The sequence below is a fragment of the Pseudoalteromonas sp. bablab_jr010 genome (assembly GCF_016464105.1).
Taxonomy (GTDB): domain Bacteria; phylum Pseudomonadota; class Gammaproteobacteria; order Enterobacterales; family Alteromonadaceae; genus Pseudoalteromonas; species Pseudoalteromonas simplex.
Genome location: NZ_JACDWV010000070.1, coordinates 1 through 17733, shown reverse-complemented (window position 1 = coordinate 17733; position 17733 = coordinate 1). Strand labels below are relative to the sequence as shown.

Genomic DNA, 17733 nt, shown 5'->3' with positions numbered 1-17733 from the left:
TCGAGCTGCTTGATACTTATAGCTTAAAGCTTGTAACTAACCGCGGGGTTTTTAGTTATTTTTCTGGCGTTAATCCAAAGTGCAGGTAGGCAATGTCTGAAACAAGTCGTCCGCGTGGGGTGCGTTGTATAAAGCCTTGTTGAATTAAAAACGGCTCTATCACATCTTCAATGGTTTCTTTTTCTTCGCCAATTGCAGCCGCTAGGTTATCAAGGCCAACGGGGCCGCCCATAAATTTTTCGATAATAGCTAGCAAGTATTTTCTATCCATGTAGTCAAAACCGCTTTTATCGACATCAATCATATCGAGGGCTTGCTCGGCAACTGTAGCATTCACTTTACCGTCTGATTTCACTTGGGTGTAATCACGAACGCGGCGTAATAAACGATTCGCTATGCGCGGTGTACCACGTGAGCGCTTGGCGATTTCTGTAGCGCCTTCATCGCACATGGTTAAATCTAAAAAGCTTGCTGAGCGAGCAACAATTTTTGAGAGGTCTTCAACTGAATAAAACTCTAATCGCTGTACGATGCCAAAACGGTCTCTAAGTGGTGAGGTGAGTGAGCCTGCACGCGTTGTTGCACCAATTAAAGTAAATGGTGGCAAATCAAGCTTGATTGAACGTGCTGCAGGGCCTTCACCTATCATGATATCCAGCTGATAATCTTCCATTGCTGGATACAAAATCTCTTCGACTTGCGGGCTCAAACGGTGAATTTCGTCAATAAACAGTACGTCACCTTCTTCAAGGTTCGTTAAAAGTGCGGCTAAATCCCCTGCTTTTTCAAGCACTGGCCCCGACGTTGTTTTAATATTAACGTTAAGCTCGTTGGCAACAATGTTTGCAAGTGTGGTTTTACCAAGACCCGGTGGACCAAATATTAATAAGTGATCCAGCGCTTCGCCACGATGGCGAGCAGCCTCAATAAAAATTTCCATTTGCTGCTTAACATGCGGCTGGCCTGTGTAATCGGTTAACAGTTTTGGTCGTATGGCACGATCAACACTGTCTTCGTTACTTTGTTCACTCGCATCTATTAAGCGATCTGCTTCAATCATGGTTTACTCACAACATTGATTTTAGAGCTTCTTTAATTAGAACCTCGGTCGTCATATCTGGTTTGTTCACTGTTTTAACCGCTTTTTGTGCTTGCGGTAGCTTATAGCCTAATGCCACAAGTGCTGATACAGCATCATCAGCAGCATTATTTGCTACTAGGGTATCATCACTTGATGGCTCAATGACGGCATTATCGCTAAATGGTGTAAATAAGTCATTACCCCAATTTTTAAGCCTGTCTTTCATTTCGAGCACTAAACGCTCAGCCGTTTTTTTACCAACGCCCGGTAGTTTAACCAGTGTGGTCGCATCTTCATTATTAACACAACTAACAAATTGCTGCGCCGACATACCCGATAAAATAGCTAGACCAAGCTTTGGCCCTACACCATTGGCTTTTAAAAGCTCTCTAAATAAAGCGCGTTCGGTTTTGTTGTTAAAGCCAAATAATAGCTGGGCATCTTCACGTACCACAAAATGGGTATAAATAATCGCTTGCTCACCCACTGCCGGTAAATCATAAAAGCAAGTCATGGGCATTTGTACTTCGTAGCCTACACCACTTACTTCGATAAGAATTTCTGGTGGCTGCTTTTCAACAAGTAAGCCATTTAATCGACCAATCATATTACTTCCTTAATCGTCCTCTTACGGTTTTGCTCGCACTGCCCGCAAGTTTTATTAAATTTTGTTCTGAGTGTGCATGACAAATAGCAATTGCTAAAGCATCTGCGGCATCGGCTTGAGGGGTACCTGGCAGCTTTAAAATGTTTTTAACCATATGCTGTACTTGAGACTTATCGGCTCCGCCATTACCTACAACGGCCTGCTTAATTTGCCTAGCCGAATATTCATAAACTGGCAGCTCTGCCATTGAAGCACCAACGATAGCAGCGCCGCGTGCTTGACCGAGCTTAAGCGCTGAGTCTGGGTTGTGTGCCATAAACACTTTTTCGATAGCAAAACTGTCTGGGGAGAATTGCTCTACCAATTGACTGATCCCTTGGTAAATCATTTTTAAGCGTATCGGAAAATCGTGATCGGCCAATTTAATGCAGCCACTGCCTAAATAAGTGAACTTAGCACCTTGGTGGGCAATCACGCCGTACCCTGTTAATCGTGAACCAGGATCAATCCCTAAAATAATCGCCAACTAACTGACTCGTCTATTATCATTATTATCTGCGGTTAATAATGCCAGAGCACTGTATAAATTACCAGTAGCCAATTGCAATTCATAAAAAATGCCCGCAATTGCGAGCATTTTATAGTCAACCTTAATTAAGACATTTACGCGAGCGAGCGTAATAAGCCTTGGGTATTTTTTCGCATTGTGCGGGCTATCATCAAATAACCTAAACATGCCACAAATAAGCCCCCGACTGCTGGGCCAATAACCCAAATATGAGGGTGGAACTTACCTGCTAAATCGAACATTTGTTTTTGCACTATTAACAGAGCGATGTCACTGACAATGGCAGCGACTAAACCTGCAGTAACGCCTAATAATAAAAACTCATATAAGGTGGCATTTTTAATTAAGCGCCCTTTCGCACCTAAAGTTCGCAAAATAACAATCTCTTGCATTCGCTCACCCAAACTTGCTTGTACTTGTGAAATAAGTACTAAAGCGCCACAGGCAACCACAATCGCTAGTACAAAGCCAATCGCTAACGATACTTGCTCTATGGTTGAGCGAATTTGTTTAATGAAGCTTTCAACATCTATCACGTTAACCGTTGGGTATTGACGCATTAGCTCATTAAACTCACGTTTTTTCTCTGCTTTTACATTCACTGATGAAATATAAGTAGCCGGGAAACTCGCTAGCACATCAGGGCTTAAAATAATAAAGAAGTTAGGTTTAAGTGTGGTCCAATTAACCTTACGTACACTGGTAATTTTTGCGTCAAACGATTGCGCACCAATTAGGAAAGTAAGTGTATCGCCTATTTTTACATCAAGGCGTTCAAGCATCGACTCTTCGACCGATGCCTCGGCCACTGAGTTTTCACTAAACCATGCACCGTCGATAAGCTCGTTTTGATTAGGTAAGTCTTTACGCCAAGTTAGGTTTAACTCACGGCCAATACCAGAGCGGGCTTCTTCGTCTTTCTTTTCGTTGTCTTCTTGCGATACTTCGCGGGCAACCAGCTCGCCATTAACAGCGTTTACGCGACCACGCACAACCGGATAGAAATCAGACGTGGGCATATCCTTTTGCACTAAGAAGCTAGTAATAGGCTCTAACTCTTGCTCAGTAATGTTCACTAAAAATGAATTAGGGGCATTTTCGGGAAGCTGCGACTGCCAATCCGAAATCATGTCGTTCTTAAGTACAATTAAAAACAGTAATAGCTTGATAGCCAAAGCAAAGCTAATTAATTGCACAGCATTCACATTGGCACGCTTTTGAATTGACGCAATCGCCAATGACCAACTGTTGCCCGGGCTCAAGCCAAGTTTGCGGCCACCACCAAAAATAACCTTTGATAAAGCAAATAACACCGCAATTAAAAATGCCGTCGAAAGGAACAAAATTGCACTAATTTTGATGTTGTTACTAAATAACCACATCAGTAAAAACACAGTAAGCGCCGACATAGTAAGGTGCACTTTACTTACCAATAAACGGTCGCCTAAGTTACGGCGAAGCACACGGAGCGGCGGAATATCAAATAAATCGAGTAGCGGTTTAATTGAAAACATAACCGCACAAATCACACCCGTGCTAATCGCAATGATCCAAGGTTTTGCCGATGCACTCGGCAATGCTGAGCCCATGGTTTGTGCCAAATAATCAGTGGCAATCGCTTGTAAACCATAACCAATCAGTAAACCCACAATCACCGACATTGAACACACAAGGCTCAAATGTAATAAATAGATTTTACGGATCATCGCGCGGCTACCGCCAAGCGTTTTCATCATAGCAACTGGGTCGTACTGACGTTCACAATACCGTTTTGCCGATACCGCAATAGCAACAGCAGCTAAAATAATGCCTAGCAAACCAGCTAGCAATAAATAACTCTCGGCACGATTTAAACTATTAGAAATAGGTGACTGGCGGTCTTTAACACCATACCAACGTTGGTTTTCTTTCATCTGTGGTTTTAACCACGCATAAAAGGTATCTAAATTGTCTTTTTCGCCAGCATAAAGTTGACGGTAAAACACTCGGCTGCCGGGCTGAATTACCTCTGTTACAGCAATGTCTGCTTCATTGATTAAGATTCGCTGGCTGCTCGAGAACACATTAAACGGTGCATCAGGCTCTTCGGCTACAACATGACTAGCCGTAAAAGTAGCAGCACCAAGCTCTACTTTATCGCCCACTTTAATGTTTAGCGCATAAAACACAGATTCACTTAACCACACTTCACCACGACTTGGGATGTCGTTTGTTACTTCTGGTTGACCAGTCAGGCTAGTTTTTACTTTTAACTCGCCTTTTAACGGATAGGTGTTTGATACCGCTTTAACCGAGCCAAGTTGCATTTCGTCACCGGCAAATAACATGGTATCGAAGTAGGTTATTTTAGCGGTGCGTAAGTTTTCTTGGTTGGCTTTATCTAAAAACTCAGCAGGCAATGCATGGTTACTCGCTAAAACGCGGTCAGCGGCAATAAAGGCGCTGCTTTTTTCTTCAATACTTTGACCAATTCGGTCGGTAACCATAGACAGTGTTAAAACAGTGAGAACAGCTAAGGCTATTGCTGCACTGATCACTGTTAATTCGCCACGCTTAAACTCACGTGAAAACAGTTTTAGTGCTAATTTAGCCCACATTCGCTTGCACTCCTTCGTTTTCTTTAGCAGTTACTAGCTGCCCTGCTTCAATATGTAAAATTTGCTGGCACTTTTGTGCAAGCTGCTCATCATGGGTTACTAAAATAAGTGTCGTGCCGTGCTCTTTATTTAGTTCAAATAATAGAGACTCAATTAACTTACCGTTTTTGCTATCAAGGTTTGCTGACGGTTCATCGGCAAATAAAATTTTAGGTGTGCCAATAAATGCACGAGCAATTGCTACACGTTGCTGCTCACCACCAGATAATTGCGATGGGTAATGGCCAACACGATGGCTCAAACCTACTTTTTCAAGTAGCTCAAGGGCTTGTTGTTTAGCGTCTTTGCTTCCTGCAAGTTCAGCGGGAAGCATTACGTTTTCAAGGGCTGTTAAGCTTTGTACAAGCATGAAAGACTGAAACACAAAACCTACTTTTTCAGCGCGAAGTGCTGCGCGTGCTTCTTCATCTAATTCGTGTAATGCGGCTCCATCTAAATGGATACTACCACCGGTAGATTGGTCAAGGCCGGCCAATAAACTCAATAAAGTAGACTTACCCGAACCTGAGGTGCCTACTACAGCAACTGAGTCGCCCGACTTGACATTAAAGCTGATGTCACTGAGGATGGTCAGGTCGCCCTCAACCGTGGTGACCGTTTTAGAAAGTCCTTTAACTTGAATGATGTTTAATTGAGAAAGCGCTGACATATGATGCATCCAATCCTACGTTTTATATTCGTTTTACTGTTAGTAATCAAACCACTTACGGCAGCAGCTGACAACACAATTTTAATTTTAGGTGACAGTTTAAGCGCCGCTTACGGTCTTAAACAAGAGCAAGGCTGGGTTAAATTGTTACAAGATAAGTACGATGAAAAAGACCAATCTGTATACCTAGTAAACGCCAGTATTAGCGGTGAAACCACAGGCGGTGCTCTAAGGCGACTCGACGCGTTACTGAGCGAATTTGAACCCACTCATGTACTCATTGAGCTTGGCGGAAACGATGGTTTACGAGGTTTCCCTATTAAACGCCTGCAAGCTAACTTACGTGATTTAATTGCAAAAAGCCAAAAAATTGGGGCGAAAACCGCCGTAATGGAAGTACAAATTCCACCAAACTATGGCCCGCGTTATACCAAACTTTTCACCGATAGCTTTAAAACCATTGCCGATGAAACAGATTCTGAGCTCATGCCCTTTTTCATGCTTAGCATTGCAGGCCGCCCTGAACTTATGCAAAACGATAACCTGCACCCAAATGCCGATGCTCAACCATTAATACGCGACTTTATGTACAAAACGATCAACGACTGGCTAGATTAACCTCTAGCCCATTGATTTAATGTGGATTACCTGAACAATAAACAGGCAATCGAACTGCGGGGATATTGATTTTTATAAAAAAAGCCGTACTATGGCTTGCAACGTCGGCATATAGCGCAGCTTGGTAGCGCACTGTCATGGGGTGTCAGGGGTCGCAGGTTCAAATCCTGCTATGCCGACCATTTTTCTACACTCTATTCAATAAGTTAATTAACTTAGCTATTTACTTTATCGCACCTTAACTCTGCATTCTTTTATTTATATCGCACATTTATCGCACCATACTTAACTAAATTTATTTTCTCATTTTTATGTTGGATTAGGTGTTGATTGGGGGGGGATATATAGGAAGAGAGCTAATGGCACCTAATTTAGCATTGCTCAGTATGAAATCGAAAAGCCTTCTTTAAAGCTTTTCAATCAATGAACAAACTCATTTTCTATTTTGGCCCTCGAGATGGGACCTAGCACTAGTTTCCGTGAGTAAAACTTAAAATGGTCAAAGTGCCCCACTAGTTTTAGTGGGGTAAGTTTTAGCTATTTAGCTGCACTATATTAGTAGGATCTTCTTTGCTTTTTATTAATGCTGACGTCAAGCTCCCTTACATTATCTTTTGCCCAGTTATATTTACTTTTAACTCTAGCGCTTTGCTGACGTTTTCCAATTTCATCTAGTTCAGCCTCTAAACAATCATATTCCCTAATTAACTCATTTACAGTTTCAAACTCATTTAAATTAAGGGAACTATCGTTAATCATATATCTAAAAGCTGAAGCAAGTGTTATTTGATAGAAGCCATCATCTGATTTAGTAACAATGCTTTCAAATAAATCATTTGCTCCAGAGGCTTTAAAAGAAGCAATACATTCATTTTTTACTAATATCCTCGGGTGCTCAGCTAATGTTGCTTCAAGTTTATATGCCTCAATCATCGCTGGACCAAATATAACCTCTTTATCTTTATGATAAAGCTTTCCAACAGTCATTCCGCCACGGATCAAAAGCTTATTATCTTCCCAGATTTTGATTGAAAATTTAGCTATCATTTCAAGTATCATATTACATGACATAACGCAGTTAGCTTTTGCTGAGAGGACCATGCAGTCAGAAAATTGTGAAATCCTGACTTCAAATAACTCGGCAAGCATTTCATTCATATGATTAGCATCAATTGAAACCGATTCTAAATCACTAGTTACTTTTGAAGAAGGTGTTATTTTACAGTGTTCCTCAAGACTACTTGGTATCATTAAAGTAATTGCATTTAATATGTTTTGGGTTACCTCTGAGCTATTTTCACTTTCTTCTACTAATGCAGAAAAGCCTAATATATCAATAAAAGCTGTTAATCTATTTTCGTACATTCTTTATCCTTAAATTTTAGGTTTTTATAAGTTACCATTTTTTAGCCTTTGATATCATTTATCAGGGGGATTATATTTAGCATTGAATTAAAATAATCACCTTTAATTTCAGACTAAAACCAATACCTCTTTACAGTTCGTAACCCTAACCCTACCCTTTCCGCAACTTGCCTCTGAGTAGGCTTTTTGCCTGTTTCTTTTGTCAGCTGTTTAATGGCTTTCGCTACAACCTCCTGAGTGTTATTTCGTTTTTTAGCAGCCGTACATTTGGCTGCTTTACTCTGCCTTTGTCTTATTTCATCGCTTGATAGCTTAATTTTAGGTTTCGTACATAAATACTCTGGACAGTAACCAAGCAACTCTTCTAAGTACTCAGCTAAAGTTTCTTTTCTGTAGTTATAAGTCGTTATTTTGGCGGTTTTTGTCAAACCTTCTAACTCTTCGAGTGAGAAGCCAATAAGTTCATCATTTATCTTTGTTAGCTTTTCAAAAGCAGTCTCTTTATTTAAATGCTGAAAAGCAACAAATAGGATGAAAGCTGTTTTGTCACGTTTGCCTTTAGGCACCTTACCTAACTTTCTAAAATGAATTTGAACTGTGTTAATACACTTGAACCACCAATCCTTGATGTTGTGACCATATCGCCTTTGAATTTTTTGACGAGGTTTACTGCTTGTGGGTTTATGTGGCAGCCTAACAACTGTCGATTCTTCTTTTATTTTTAATTTATCTCTTAGTGAGCCCAAGTTTAGATAATTTATTAACTCTTCGAATTCATATTTAGGGCCACCAGCTAAAAACCTTGCTTGCAAACCTGTCGTTCCATGCACAGAGCCTGGTATCCGAAGGTTTCCACTAAGTCTTTTTGATGCTGTAGAATCAACTTCCCATTGGGAACTTATACCATTTAAACTATCAATATAAATTTGGGCTATGCTCTTCCACAGCTCCTTATTCGTTAGTGAAGCATCTACTGGCTCGTAAACCCAGTATAAATGTAACCCTCCAGAACCAGAGAAAACGTAACCTGTAAATGGCGGTATTTTCTCTCTTTTGAAAATTTGCACGACCTCACCAATTAAGACTTTCTCAACCTCTCTGACTTTTTTTCCATAGACAGCTTTTTTGATATCTATATCTATCCAATTGGCTCTTAAAAGGGCTAAATTTGATACTTTAGGCCATTCATAAAACTCATTCGGACTAAAGTAAATATTTACTGCTTCGCTTTTACAATTCAATACACCCTGAACATACCTACTTGTTTTTCGCTTGAAGGTTTTTAAGTCTGTGACACTTTTCGAGTTTCGATTTCCTAGCAAAAAAGTCCTGTAGCCTGATTCGTGGTTTTTACTGAAAAGTGCTCTTACATATTTTGGTGAATGAAAATCTATTAAATCGTAAAAGTCCTTTGGCGAGGCAATAGCGTACTCTGGCCACGACAAAGGTGGCCTTTCTTTTAAGGCAAGCATATAATTTGAAGATGCAAAGTGCGGTTGGGGTATCGCCGGTCAAGCTGCCCCTTTCGCCTTCCTTACATCTTCACCCCTTCAAAACGAGCTAGCCATTGCTCAACCGTTTCCCGAATGAACAAACGAGATTTGCCTAACTTTATTGAAGGTGGCGCTAAACGCTGTATTTGATAGCTTTCTGGATTTTCACCAGCTTCTATTGCTTTAAATTGAGCACTAATTCGGTTGTGGATTGTGCGAGGTGATAATTGTAGTAACTCAGCTAAGTCTTTAACTGAAATAGTTTGAGATGATGACATGACAGCCCTCCAATACGTTTAATGGAGCGAAGGGCATTGTTCATGCAAGTATGCACGATGCTGCATATGCAGCCATGTCTTTCCTCTTTACGTATTGAAGGCAGCCATAAAGGCGCCTGTTTTCAGTCACCGAAGTGACTCCCTTCGCAGGAACGCAGCAAATGTGCGTATGTATGAATATAAGTGATGAAACGTGAACTATCAAGAGCTGTATTTAAAGGGTTGCTTCTCCTATTAAGGTTTTTCCATACTTAAAGTATTAACTTACTGTTTATCTCTTATCAATTTAACCCAATGCTCTAATGCAGCTAACTTAATACTTTTATCCTTATGCTCCCATATCAACCTTTCTAAGAACGCCAATGCAATGTATTTCTCTACAGGAGATTCTGTTAATTCTCCTGCAAGCTTTCTTAGCCTGCTATTTGAAACATACCTAATTTTGCTGGCAACCGTTTCTGATTCACTATGCCCAGAGCTATGATGATTCATTTATTTCCTCTTCCTTTTAACTAAGACTCGCCTGTTTTTATAAAACAAGACTGCGAAAAATATAACCAAGCTTATGATCATTATATTACTAGCGATTAATGCGCCCATATCAACCTCTAAAGCCTTTAAAATTAGCCTTACAGAGTATATGCCATAAGCTAATATGCATAAAACCAAGCCCTTTTTAACTAAGGCATCATGAGCAACTACCTCCTCTTTTAAAAGGGGCTACGCCCCCCGCTATGTCGAAGCGATAAATCGCTCGCTTCATAGCGGGGGGCTTGGTTTTTCGTAGCTTACACGCAGGTTTTTATTTGCAGATTGCACCTAAGCAATTTTAACGCTAACCTGATATTGAAATAGCCCAATGGGCATTTACAAAAAACGGCGCTGTTCAGCTGCCGACAACACGTAGTGAGGTCCCTCACTCTTTTCTATTTAATAGTCATGTCTCACGCCACATTTAAGGCGTTATACCGGCGCTCTCTGCTGCCGTTTTCACGTAAAGAGGAAATAAATTAAGGCGAGATCGGTCCGAGCCTTTCGCATGTGCGAAAAACAGGGGCGAATAGGCTTTAGTGTCGCTGAGTAACCTAGTTGCCAGTTAATCTTACAACCTAGGAGAACATCATGACTTTTAATGCAAATACTGAAGTCGCTTTATTAAAAGCGCAAACTAAACTACGAGCTCGTAAGCGACATAAACCATCCAAACTGGATAAATACCGCGCTCACCTTTGCAAACTCTATGAAGCGGGTGCAAGCAAAGCTGAATTAAAACGTTGGCTTGCGATGAGAGGTGTCAATGTAGAATGGACGACTGTTAAAAGGTGGGTCGATAAAAATGCCTAAATTTGCTAAAGCTGAAACTCAAGCAAAAAATGTCATTAAAGGACTAACTAAAGCACAACGCATAAAGTCTTTAGGCACTGCTAGAAACTATCTTCAGTCGCTAAAAACGGTTGCCAACTGGTCTAAAGATATCGGTATTAATGGTATTCAGGCTATGACTACTCAGCAAGCACGTATGTATCTTGATTACAGAGCTGAGATCGTTGGTCAAAAAGCCCTGGATATGGAACGCCAAGCGATACAAGCTATGATGCAATTAAACGGTAAATTACAACCGAAAGAAACACTCTACCGAGTAAAGTCATGTTTAGACGAGATAAAACGCTCTCGTGCTTACACTGCAGAACAAGCTACAGCTATTTCACATAGGCAAACAGAAAGGAATCAACTCGCAACACAAATCGCTTATGCGGCCGGCCTTCGAGCTCATGAGCTGCTAACACTTGCCAAAGCTAATGAACGAGCTCCAGATAAACGCCCTGCTCTAGATTCAAAATGGCAAGGCAGAAATGGCGAACTTTACACAGTAGTTGGCAAAGGGGGCTTGATTCGTCATGTGCTTATCCCCAATATCCTTGCCTCTCAGCTCGAACAACAACGTTTAGCTCAACCAGTCACAGTAGTAGACAGAGAAATTAACTATTCTCAGCATTATAACATTGCTGGCGGTAAAAAATGGTCGGACTCATTTTCAAAAGCTTCTAACCGCGCTTTGCTATTTTCTACAGGCGCACATGGCCTCAGGCATAGCTATGCTCAAGAGCGGATGGTTGAGCTTAAAAGATTAGGACTTAAATATGAAACGGCCTTAGAGACCGTTTCACAGGAAATGGGGCATTTTAGGGCTGAGATAACTTATGCCTATTTAATCTGAACAGATTCAGGTTTGTATCTGGCTATCTTTAAGAAAACTTATAAATATCTTTTCATGCTCTTCTGAGCAAAGCAACCCACCTGTTCGTGTTAATTCGTAGGTTACAGGCTCCCCACGATGATGAAACGCCCCGACTACCTTATCCAAGGTATATTGTTTCTGTACAACTAAATCTCTTAAGTCACTTAAAGCATTAGCCAGAGAGGTAATTTCGACTGCAGCCTTTGCACTTCTATTAACTACCAATCCACTTATTCTTGCTTTCTTGAAACGAATTCCTTCAATTTCATCTTGCACTCTAATCCAGTCAATATAATTATTAAGATTTAATTGTAAAGCTTGAAATGAGTACTTGTATTCGAATAAAGAAGATAGATAATTAATAAAAAATTTAAATGACTTCCTAGGATTTATAATAGATATCAAAAGATATGTTTTATCTAACTGCTGTATTGAAAAGCGAATAGACTCATAGTCAACCCAAATGTGCTCAATAGAATCACCAACTGGTGATAATATTTCTTCATTGAATTGTTTTTCTTCTGAATAAAGGCCAGAAACAACTCCATCTTCAAAATAGAGTTCTGAAAACCCCTTTCTAGTACTATTTGAAAATATATTTGTTTTAAATACTCGATAGAGCTCATCTATCGGCAATTGAAAGTCAGCCCTATGCCACTTGATTCGACGATGTGTCATCTTTCACGTCCCCTAAAGCCTGCTCAATTAAATCTCGTGATAATTTTCTAGCACAGTCTTCAATTAGCTGATTAAACATTAGTTCTTCTTCAGAAGCTAATGGCACTGACGTCTTATTATGCTCAGAATTACCCTTATATTTTCTCATTCCTTTAGAGCTATAAGAAAAATCTAAACAATCTTCAGGGTTGTTAAATTGTGCTTCAAATGTATAGATATTTGATTGTGAGTCACTTTTCTTTTTTAAACGCCAACGAATTTTCCAAATATAAAAATCTTTTTCATACAATGCATTCAATTCTTCAGATTCTAAGACCCCCTGTCCTGCTAATGACGCTCGTCTAATATGAACGCTATTCTTATCATAGGTCTCATCACAATCTAGCTCTAGCTCGATATCTACATTTTCTGGCTCTGGATGATAAATATGAACATCACTAACATCATAAACCTCGTAGTTACCAATACTAGAGATTAGCTGAACAAAGAACTCAGTTCTTACTTTTGGGTCACTTATGTTACTAAGATGAATTTGCTCAACTTCATCAACAAGCTCTCTTCCTATTTCATTCTCTATATTTATTAAAAGGGATTCTTCCCACTTCTGTGTGAATTCATTGTCAGGCCTACGAACCACAACACCAGAATCACTAAACTCTATTTTAACTTTCGCATTTTTTTTAACTACCTGGCTGAATTCACCCTTTTTAAAGTCAAGAACCTCATATGTTGCATCTAAAACAAAAGAGCCATCTTTATTCTTATACAATTGACACAAATCACCCTCTTGATTGATTTGTTGTATCAAAAGTCTTGCCGCATTTTCTACTTGCTGTGTCGTTATGTCGTTGGGTAAAAACTTCGCGGTATTTCTCTCTTTTCTATTACTAACCCCTAATTTTGAAGCTATCTTCTGATGGTCATAGTAATCATGAATGTAGCGAGAAAGATTTTTAGCAAGCTCTTCTCGGCTAGTTTGAGAAGATACTATTACACCTTTAGAAAGAAAATATTCTCGTAATTCTGACAATGGGATTTTTGATTGATTCAAAGCATCAAACAGAGCTTTGTCAGAGGCACTGTACGGATAATTTTTATACATTCTCAACTCCCCAACCAATATCTTCGGATGAATAAAACTCTTTCGTGACAGGGCAAATGTGCAGCTGGATATTTTCTAAAATTCTAGTCGCACTTTCATCAAACCCCCACTCATGCGCAAACTTTTGAATTGCTCGGTTAAAGTTAGAGCGCAATGAGCCTGAAGGGCTCGAATGAGCTACTCGAATACGAATTCTTGTACTTGCATTTAAGAGTTGATATCTAGCAAGTGTATCAAGTAGATATAAAAACTCTTGATCAGTTCCACCATTACGGTTGTAGTAGATTACATAGCCTGAAGAGTAGACTTCTTTTAATTCGCCAACTTGCTTGTCATATTGTTCAACAGCCCCATGCTTGATAAGCATATAAGCGGCTGAAATTAATTCAATTGTCGCTGGTAAATATTCTTCAGATGTTAACACCTTGTGCAAAGTCAACTGAGGGTAGTAAAACCCATAATCTTCACGAGGAAATTTTCCTTCTGATATCATTTCATGCATATCAGCGGTTATAGCCATCATATATTTAATTAAATTGGGCTCTACGATATGTAGTTGATGGCCTTGAGCCAAATCAAAAGACTCTAATTTGATAGGTGAACGCTTTCTACTTCCAGCCGCTTTTTGTCTTTCTGGATAAAAATATTCGTAAAAATCTTTATCAAATTTGTTGTCATGATTGTAGACAAATAACATTCCTCTTATTTCATAGTCCCCTACACAAACCCTGTATTTATCTAACCACTCTTGGCTATTGCTAGCACAATCAATAGTACGTGCAAGAGAGTTTAATGAACCTTGGACTAACTCTTTGGAAATAGATCCTATTGCGTAACTTTTAAGATCAGTATTCAATAATACGGTCTTGTTTGTGTATGGGTCTTTATAAGAAAAAACCACATCTACAGGGTGGGTATGTTCTTGTTTTTTTGTAGCAGGTTTATGCTCGTTCTGTTTTAAGCACTTAAAGTCTTGGTTACAGGGCCCAACCTGCTTCCATTTAAATTTTGTCAGTACTTTATCTGAGACGATTTCCGCCAGCCTTTCAATAGGACCATTTTCAGCCACAACAACTCCATGTAATTCCAATTATATTTTATTTAAGCTACTCGAATTAATAAAAGAAAACAATTACATTATTTATTAGCTAATAAAATTTAATGCATTGTAGACAAAACATGTTTGACAACCTTATTAACACAAAAAGCAGCCACCCTAACACTCAGACATTAGTAACTTCTTCTCCCAAACTAATAGAGCTTTAGTTCTTTTCTCCATATACTCCTGCAAGTTATAGATACGCTGCATGCCTTGTAACTGGTGATTCAGTATCTTTTCTACCACAATAGGGTCTGTTCCTATATCATCATCACCTAAACGTGTAGCCATAGTCCTACGTAAGTCATGGGGCACAAATTTCGGAACTCCTAACTCATTTTGTTTACGGTTTAAAGCTCTTGATAGTGAATGCCTATCTATAGGCTGCTTGCCAGGTTCACTATTGATACAAGTAGTACTTGGGAACACATACTTTGAGCCTAAATAACTAAATGAAGCTCTCAGTTCATCAAGCATGATTAGCATATTTTGATTAATCGGCACTTTGTGAATTCGCTCCCCTCCTTTGTTTTGTTTTACTCGCTCGGCAGGGATAGTCCACATCATCTTCTCAAAATCAAATTCTTGCCACTGGGCACCAGTAATCTCTATCGGCCTACAACCAGTAAGTGCTATGAATTTCAGTGCATAAATAACTTGAGTACTTACACCGAGCTTAGGCAAGCGCTCAAATACTTGTATCAATTCTTCAAACTCAAGAGCTCTTGTACGTGGCTTTTCAATACCGCCTACATTCTTTTTCTTGGCGGTGCTAATTGGGTTGCCCTGCATTAAGTCACGCTCAACAGCAAAATCAAACATCTGCTTTAATATTGAAAGGGTTTTGTTGGCTTGAGTACCAGCTCCTCTATCTGTGATTGGGTCTAGAACTTTACTTAGTATTTCTCGGCGAGTTATCTCTTTTAATTTAACTTTCCCAATAGCTGGTAGCACATCTTTTTCGAACATACGCTCTACTGCACTAGGGTCTTTACGATTAATTTTGATATAACGCTCTAGGAACTCTGTAGCTAATTCTTGTACCGTTGGCGCTTCATCTTCTTGTTTTTGCGCTTTGGTTCTTTCTTTTTGTTCAAGGAATACATCTATTCCACGCGAAACATCACCAATATATTGCTTAGCTAGCTTTCTGGCTTCACCTACTGTTAAAACTGAAGATTTACCTAGGGCTAATCTTCTTTCTTTAGAACCTCGGCCACCTAAGCGATAATAAAGATAAAATACTTGGGAACGTTCGCCATCTTTATTTGGCTTACCAATGTTCAGATAGAAACCTGGGATTTCAGTGTCGTTTATTTTAGTAATTTCTAAAGGAATATTATTAAGTACTGACTCCGTTAATTTTACTCTGATTGACGCCATTTTTCGCACACCCAACACATAGTTAAAAAATTTATCGCACAGTTATCGCACCAACTAGTTCTAACTCACGATTTATCACGTTACTTCACTGTGTATAATTTACAGCGCAATTATTAGCAACAGCAATAACTTAGGTTTTATTTAGATACTTCACGATAGGTCACATTTGGTCATGATTGTACACGTATGAACACAGTTAATTTTTATGGGGTGTCAGGGGTCGCAGGTTCAAATCCTGCTATGCCGACCATCTTTTCCCCTTTAATATCAAATATATATAATGCGCCACTTGTATATTAGCAACTGCTAATTTGTATTATTTTTGTATTATATTTGTATTACTTATTTTGAAATTTCTCTTTTCTTACACGTAAATCAGATAACTTTTCCTAATGAATACTTGGGACCAAAACAGATTCTTAATATTCCCTACTAAATTTAAGATGTTAGTATCATACGGTATGCTAACTTTGTAACTGTTAGAAATTGAATTTAAATGGGGATCACATGAATGAAGTGATCAAAATAGAGAGATTGTTTAATGAGATGGCAAAACAAGTTTTTAGCTTTATTAAAAGTTTCCCTCAAGGCTGGGTTTCAGCTACCTTTTTTAAAGAATAGCTAAATTGTAGTAGCTCATATCTAATCTTACAGTTACGATGAATACATCTGATAGGCAGTTATGAGCTACAAGCAGCCCTATGGATGATAAGGAGTAATGATATTGTCAGAGAATGATAACCACATAAAACTATATAAGTTCCATATATCTTTATTCACCATCACTTTTATTTTGTATGTTCTAATGCTGTGGTGGGTAAAAGACTATTTAACTGATTCAGGTAAAATTGGGGTTCTATTAGTTTATGGATTACCGTCATTACTTCACCTTTTATTGGCATGGGGCTGCAAACAAAGGAAGCTGTGGGCACGTAAGTTATCCGTCTTTGTTGGGGCTCCAATGTTGTTATTTTTCCCGATAGGAACTGTTGTAGGGTTTTATTATTTACCATTAACAAATTGGGAAAATCAAAACGTATAGGAATTAATGAGCCTCGGCTTATGGTACAAGTCGGCCATTCACTGTCAGATTTGATTCAACTCTAAAATCAAGTCAGGCAGATCAAGTTAAGATTTATTCAGCTAAATCTTACAAAAAATGCTTATCCACAATGAAACAAAACTGACAATAAAACAGGATGGCTATTCCCTACTTTAGCTCGCCACTCACAAGATCGTGGCAAAGTAAAATTTAAGAAAATTAGCTCTAGGTCTTACTATAAATCGAACAAATAGAAATCCGTACTTAAATACAATTGTAATTTTTAAAAATTTGCACTTTAATAGCAAAAATGTTCTGAGGAGTTTTTCGTTAATATCTAAATAACTCCTCAATTTGCTGCTATCACCAATACTAAAAGACTATTACTGTATTCCGCTTGATTGAGTTTTTCATTTTCAGTTTTAATTTTTCACGATAAAACTTTTCTTTAGGCAGTATTTGTAGAATCTCTGCATATTTAAAACACTTTTCTATATCCCTTTTAGTCAAACTAAAATCTTCCTTGTACTCTTTACCAACAACAGCTGTTTCAGTATGGGCATAGCAAGTTGTTACAATGCCAACAGGGTCAACATAGCCAGTTAACTCTTGGCCCTCAAAAGTAGCGACGGTTACACCAGCAGCCGCAAGAATGCCGGAAAACCCCAGCGCTATAAGTTTTCCTGCTTTCATAGTTTGCTCTCAAATTTTAGGTATAAAAAAACCCGCGAGGTGCGTAATGCCAGTCAGTTAAGAGCTGACTGGCATTTTCTTTTATAGGGATATTTATTAGGTTTCCTTCTTACCACCCTTGGATAATGCCTGTCTGGTAGCCTATCGGGTAAGATAAACAACCTAAGAGTTGTCAGTAATT

18 protein-coding genes and 1 tRNA gene are annotated in these 17733 nt (G+C 39.0%); 5 read left to right on the top strand and 14 right to left on the bottom strand.

The window, feature by feature from the left end:
• Positions 1–55: 55 nt before the first annotated feature.
• The 5 genes from ruvB to JIG37_RS05520 all read right to left on the bottom strand — a co-directional run bounded on the left by ruvB (position 56) and on the right by JIG37_RS05520 (position 5562).
• Positions 56–1060, bottom strand: coding sequence for a Holliday junction branch migration DNA helicase RuvB (ruvB, locus tag JIG37_RS05540; protein ID WP_054553011.1), 1005 nt, complete (start codon positions 1058–1060; stop codon positions 56–58).
• 7 nt (positions 1061–1067) lie between these two features.
• On the bottom strand, positions 1068–1688 hold the full coding sequence (ruvA, locus tag JIG37_RS05535) for a Holliday junction branch migration protein RuvA (RefSeq protein WP_054553010.1): 621 nt from the start codon (positions 1686–1688) through the stop codon (positions 1068–1070).
• 1 nt (position 1689) lies between these two features.
• Positions 1690–2214, bottom strand: a complete 525-nt coding sequence (gene ruvC / locus JIG37_RS05530; RefSeq protein ID WP_054553009.1) for a crossover junction endodeoxyribonuclease RuvC — start codon at positions 2212–2214, stop codon at positions 1690–1692.
• Positions 2215–2351: 137 nt separating this feature from the next.
• Positions 2352–4853, bottom strand: a complete 2502-nt coding sequence (locus JIG37_RS05525) for an FtsX-like permease family protein (protein WP_199528907.1) — start codon at positions 4851–4853, stop codon at positions 2352–2354.
• Complete coding sequence (locus JIG37_RS05520; RefSeq protein ID WP_199528906.1) at positions 4843–5562, bottom strand: ABC transporter ATP-binding protein; 720 nt, start codon at positions 5560–5562, stop codon at positions 4843–4845. The genes JIG37_RS05525 and JIG37_RS05520 overlap by 11 nt, the downstream gene beginning before the upstream one ends.
• On the opposite strand from JIG37_RS05520, the gene JIG37_RS05515 reads away from it, so the two are divergent.
• Together JIG37_RS05515 and JIG37_RS05510 are read left to right on the top strand one after the other, a co-directional pair.
• Complete coding sequence (locus JIG37_RS05515; RefSeq protein WP_054553006.1) at positions 5563–6180, top strand: arylesterase; 618 nt, start codon at positions 5563–5565, stop codon at positions 6178–6180. It abuts the gene before it with no gap.
• Positions 6181–6285: 105 nt separating this feature from the next.
• A tRNA-Pro gene (locus JIG37_RS05510) sits at positions 6286–6362 on the top strand.
• Between the two features lie 373 nt (positions 6363–6735).
• Here JIG37_RS05510 and JIG37_RS05505 read toward each other — a convergent pair.
• The 4 genes from JIG37_RS05505 to JIG37_RS05490 all read right to left on the bottom strand — a co-directional run bounded on the left by JIG37_RS05505 (position 6736) and on the right by JIG37_RS05490 (position 9808).
• On the bottom strand, positions 6736–7545 hold the full coding sequence (locus JIG37_RS05505) for a hypothetical protein (protein ID WP_199528905.1): 810 nt from the start codon (positions 7543–7545) through the stop codon (positions 6736–6738).
• A 113-nt stretch (positions 7546–7658) separates the two neighbouring features.
• Positions 7659–8990: a hypothetical protein gene (locus tag JIG37_RS05500; protein ID WP_199528904.1), complete on the bottom strand. Its 1332-nt coding sequence runs from the start codon at positions 8988–8990 to the stop codon at positions 7659–7661.
• An 89-nt stretch (positions 8991–9079) separates the two neighbouring features.
• The gene (locus tag JIG37_RS05495; RefSeq protein ID WP_063704702.1) at positions 9080–9316 is read right to left on the bottom strand and encodes a helix-turn-helix domain-containing protein; all 237 of its coding nucleotides are present in this window, start codon (positions 9314–9316) and stop codon (positions 9080–9082) included.
• A 264-nt stretch (positions 9317–9580) separates the two neighbouring features.
• Positions 9581–9808 (bottom strand): hypothetical protein, encoded by a 228-nt coding sequence (locus JIG37_RS05490; protein WP_199528903.1) that lies wholly within the window; start codon positions 9806–9808, stop codon positions 9581–9583.
• A gap of 630 nt (positions 9809–10438) precedes the next feature.
• On the opposite strand from JIG37_RS05490, the gene JIG37_RS05485 reads away from it, so the two are divergent.
• Both JIG37_RS05485 and JIG37_RS05480 read left to right on the top strand, forming a co-directional pair.
• Positions 10439–10660, top strand: coding sequence for a hypothetical protein (locus tag JIG37_RS05485; protein WP_199528902.1), 222 nt, complete (start codon positions 10439–10441; stop codon positions 10658–10660).
• Positions 10653–11534 (top strand): site-specific integrase, encoded by an 882-nt coding sequence (locus tag JIG37_RS05480; RefSeq protein ID WP_199528901.1) that lies wholly within the window; start codon positions 10653–10655, stop codon positions 11532–11534. The genes JIG37_RS05485 and JIG37_RS05480 overlap by 8 nt, the downstream gene beginning before the upstream one ends.
• 6 nt (positions 11535–11540) lie before the next feature.
• Here the strand turns inward: JIG37_RS05480 and JIG37_RS05475 are convergent, their stop codons facing one another.
• The 4 genes from JIG37_RS05475 to JIG37_RS05460 form a co-directional block, all read right to left on the bottom strand.
• Positions 11541–12233: a hypothetical protein gene (locus JIG37_RS05475; RefSeq protein WP_199528900.1), complete on the bottom strand. Its 693-nt coding sequence runs from the start codon at positions 12231–12233 to the stop codon at positions 11541–11543.
• Entirely contained in the window at positions 12205–13335 is a 1131-nt protein-coding gene (locus tag JIG37_RS05470; protein ID WP_199528899.1) for a hypothetical protein, read from the bottom strand. The genes JIG37_RS05475 and JIG37_RS05470 overlap by 29 nt, the downstream gene beginning before the upstream one ends.
• Positions 13328–14404: a hypothetical protein gene (locus JIG37_RS05465; protein WP_199528898.1), complete on the bottom strand. Its 1077-nt coding sequence runs from the start codon at positions 14402–14404 to the stop codon at positions 13328–13330. Before JIG37_RS05465 ends, JIG37_RS05470 begins: the two co-directional genes overlap by 8 nt.
• Before the next feature lie 147 nt (positions 14405–14551).
• On the bottom strand, positions 14552–15817 hold the full coding sequence (locus tag JIG37_RS05460) for a site-specific integrase (RefSeq protein WP_199528897.1): 1266 nt from the start codon (positions 15815–15817) through the stop codon (positions 14552–14554).
• Positions 15818–16541: 724 nt separating this feature from the next.
• Here JIG37_RS05460 and JIG37_RS05455 point away from each other — a divergent pair.
• A complete protein-coding gene (locus tag JIG37_RS05455) occupies positions 16542–16859 on the top strand; it encodes a hypothetical protein (protein WP_199528896.1) in 318 nt (105 codons plus the stop codon).
• 372 nt (positions 16860–17231) lie between these two features.
• Here the strand turns inward: JIG37_RS05455 and JIG37_RS05450 are convergent, their stop codons facing one another.
• Positions 17232–17552 (bottom strand): hypothetical protein, encoded by a 321-nt coding sequence (locus JIG37_RS05450; RefSeq protein WP_199528895.1) that lies wholly within the window; start codon positions 17550–17552, stop codon positions 17232–17234.
• Positions 17553–17733 lie beyond the last annotated feature (181 nt).

Bases quoted from the DNA above. Each gene is read 5' to 3' on its own strand.
- ruvB (WP_054553011.1), bottom strand. From the start codon at position 1,060: ATGATTGAAGCAGATCGCTTAATAGATGCGAGTGAACAAAGTAACGAA.
- ruvA (WP_054553010.1), bottom strand. From the start codon at position 1,688: ATGATTGGTCGATTAAATGGCTTACTTGTTGAAAAGCAGCCACCAGAA.
- JIG37_RS05525 (WP_199528907.1), bottom strand. From the start codon at position 4,853: ATGTGGGCTAAATTAGCACTAAAACTGTTTTCACGTGAGTTTAAGCGT.
- JIG37_RS05520 (WP_199528906.1), bottom strand. From the start codon at position 5,562: ATGTCAGCGCTTTCTCAATTAAACATCATTCAAGTTAAAGGACTTTCT.
- JIG37_RS05515 (WP_054553006.1), top strand. From the start codon at position 5,563: ATGATGCATCCAATCCTACGTTTTATATTCGTTTTACTGTTAGTAATC.
- JIG37_RS05505 (WP_199528905.1), bottom strand. From the start codon at position 7,545: ATGTACGAAAATAGATTAACAGCTTTTATTGATATATTAGGCTTTTCT.
- JIG37_RS05495 (WP_063704702.1), bottom strand. From the start codon at position 9,316: ATGTCATCATCTCAAACTATTTCAGTTAAAGACTTAGCTGAGTTACTA.
- JIG37_RS05490 (WP_199528903.1), bottom strand. From the start codon at position 9,808: ATGAATCATCATAGCTCTGGGCATAGTGAATCAGAAACGGTTGCCAGC.
- JIG37_RS05485 (WP_199528902.1), top strand. From the start codon at position 10,439: ATGACTTTTAATGCAAATACTGAAGTCGCTTTATTAAAAGCGCAAACT.
- JIG37_RS05480 (WP_199528901.1), top strand. From the start codon at position 10,653: ATGCCTAAATTTGCTAAAGCTGAAACTCAAGCAAAAAATGTCATTAAA.
- JIG37_RS05475 (WP_199528900.1), bottom strand. From the start codon at position 12,233: ATGACACATCGTCGAATCAAGTGGCATAGGGCTGACTTTCAATTGCCG.
- JIG37_RS05470 (WP_199528899.1), bottom strand. From the start codon at position 13,335: ATGTATAAAAATTATCCGTACAGTGCCTCTGACAAAGCTCTGTTTGAT.
- JIG37_RS05460 (WP_199528897.1), bottom strand. From the start codon at position 15,817: ATGGCGTCAATCAGAGTAAAATTAACGGAGTCAGTACTTAATAATATT.
- JIG37_RS05450 (WP_199528895.1), bottom strand. From the start codon at position 17,552: ATGAAAGCAGGAAAACTTATAGCGCTGGGGTTTTCCGGCATTCTTGCG.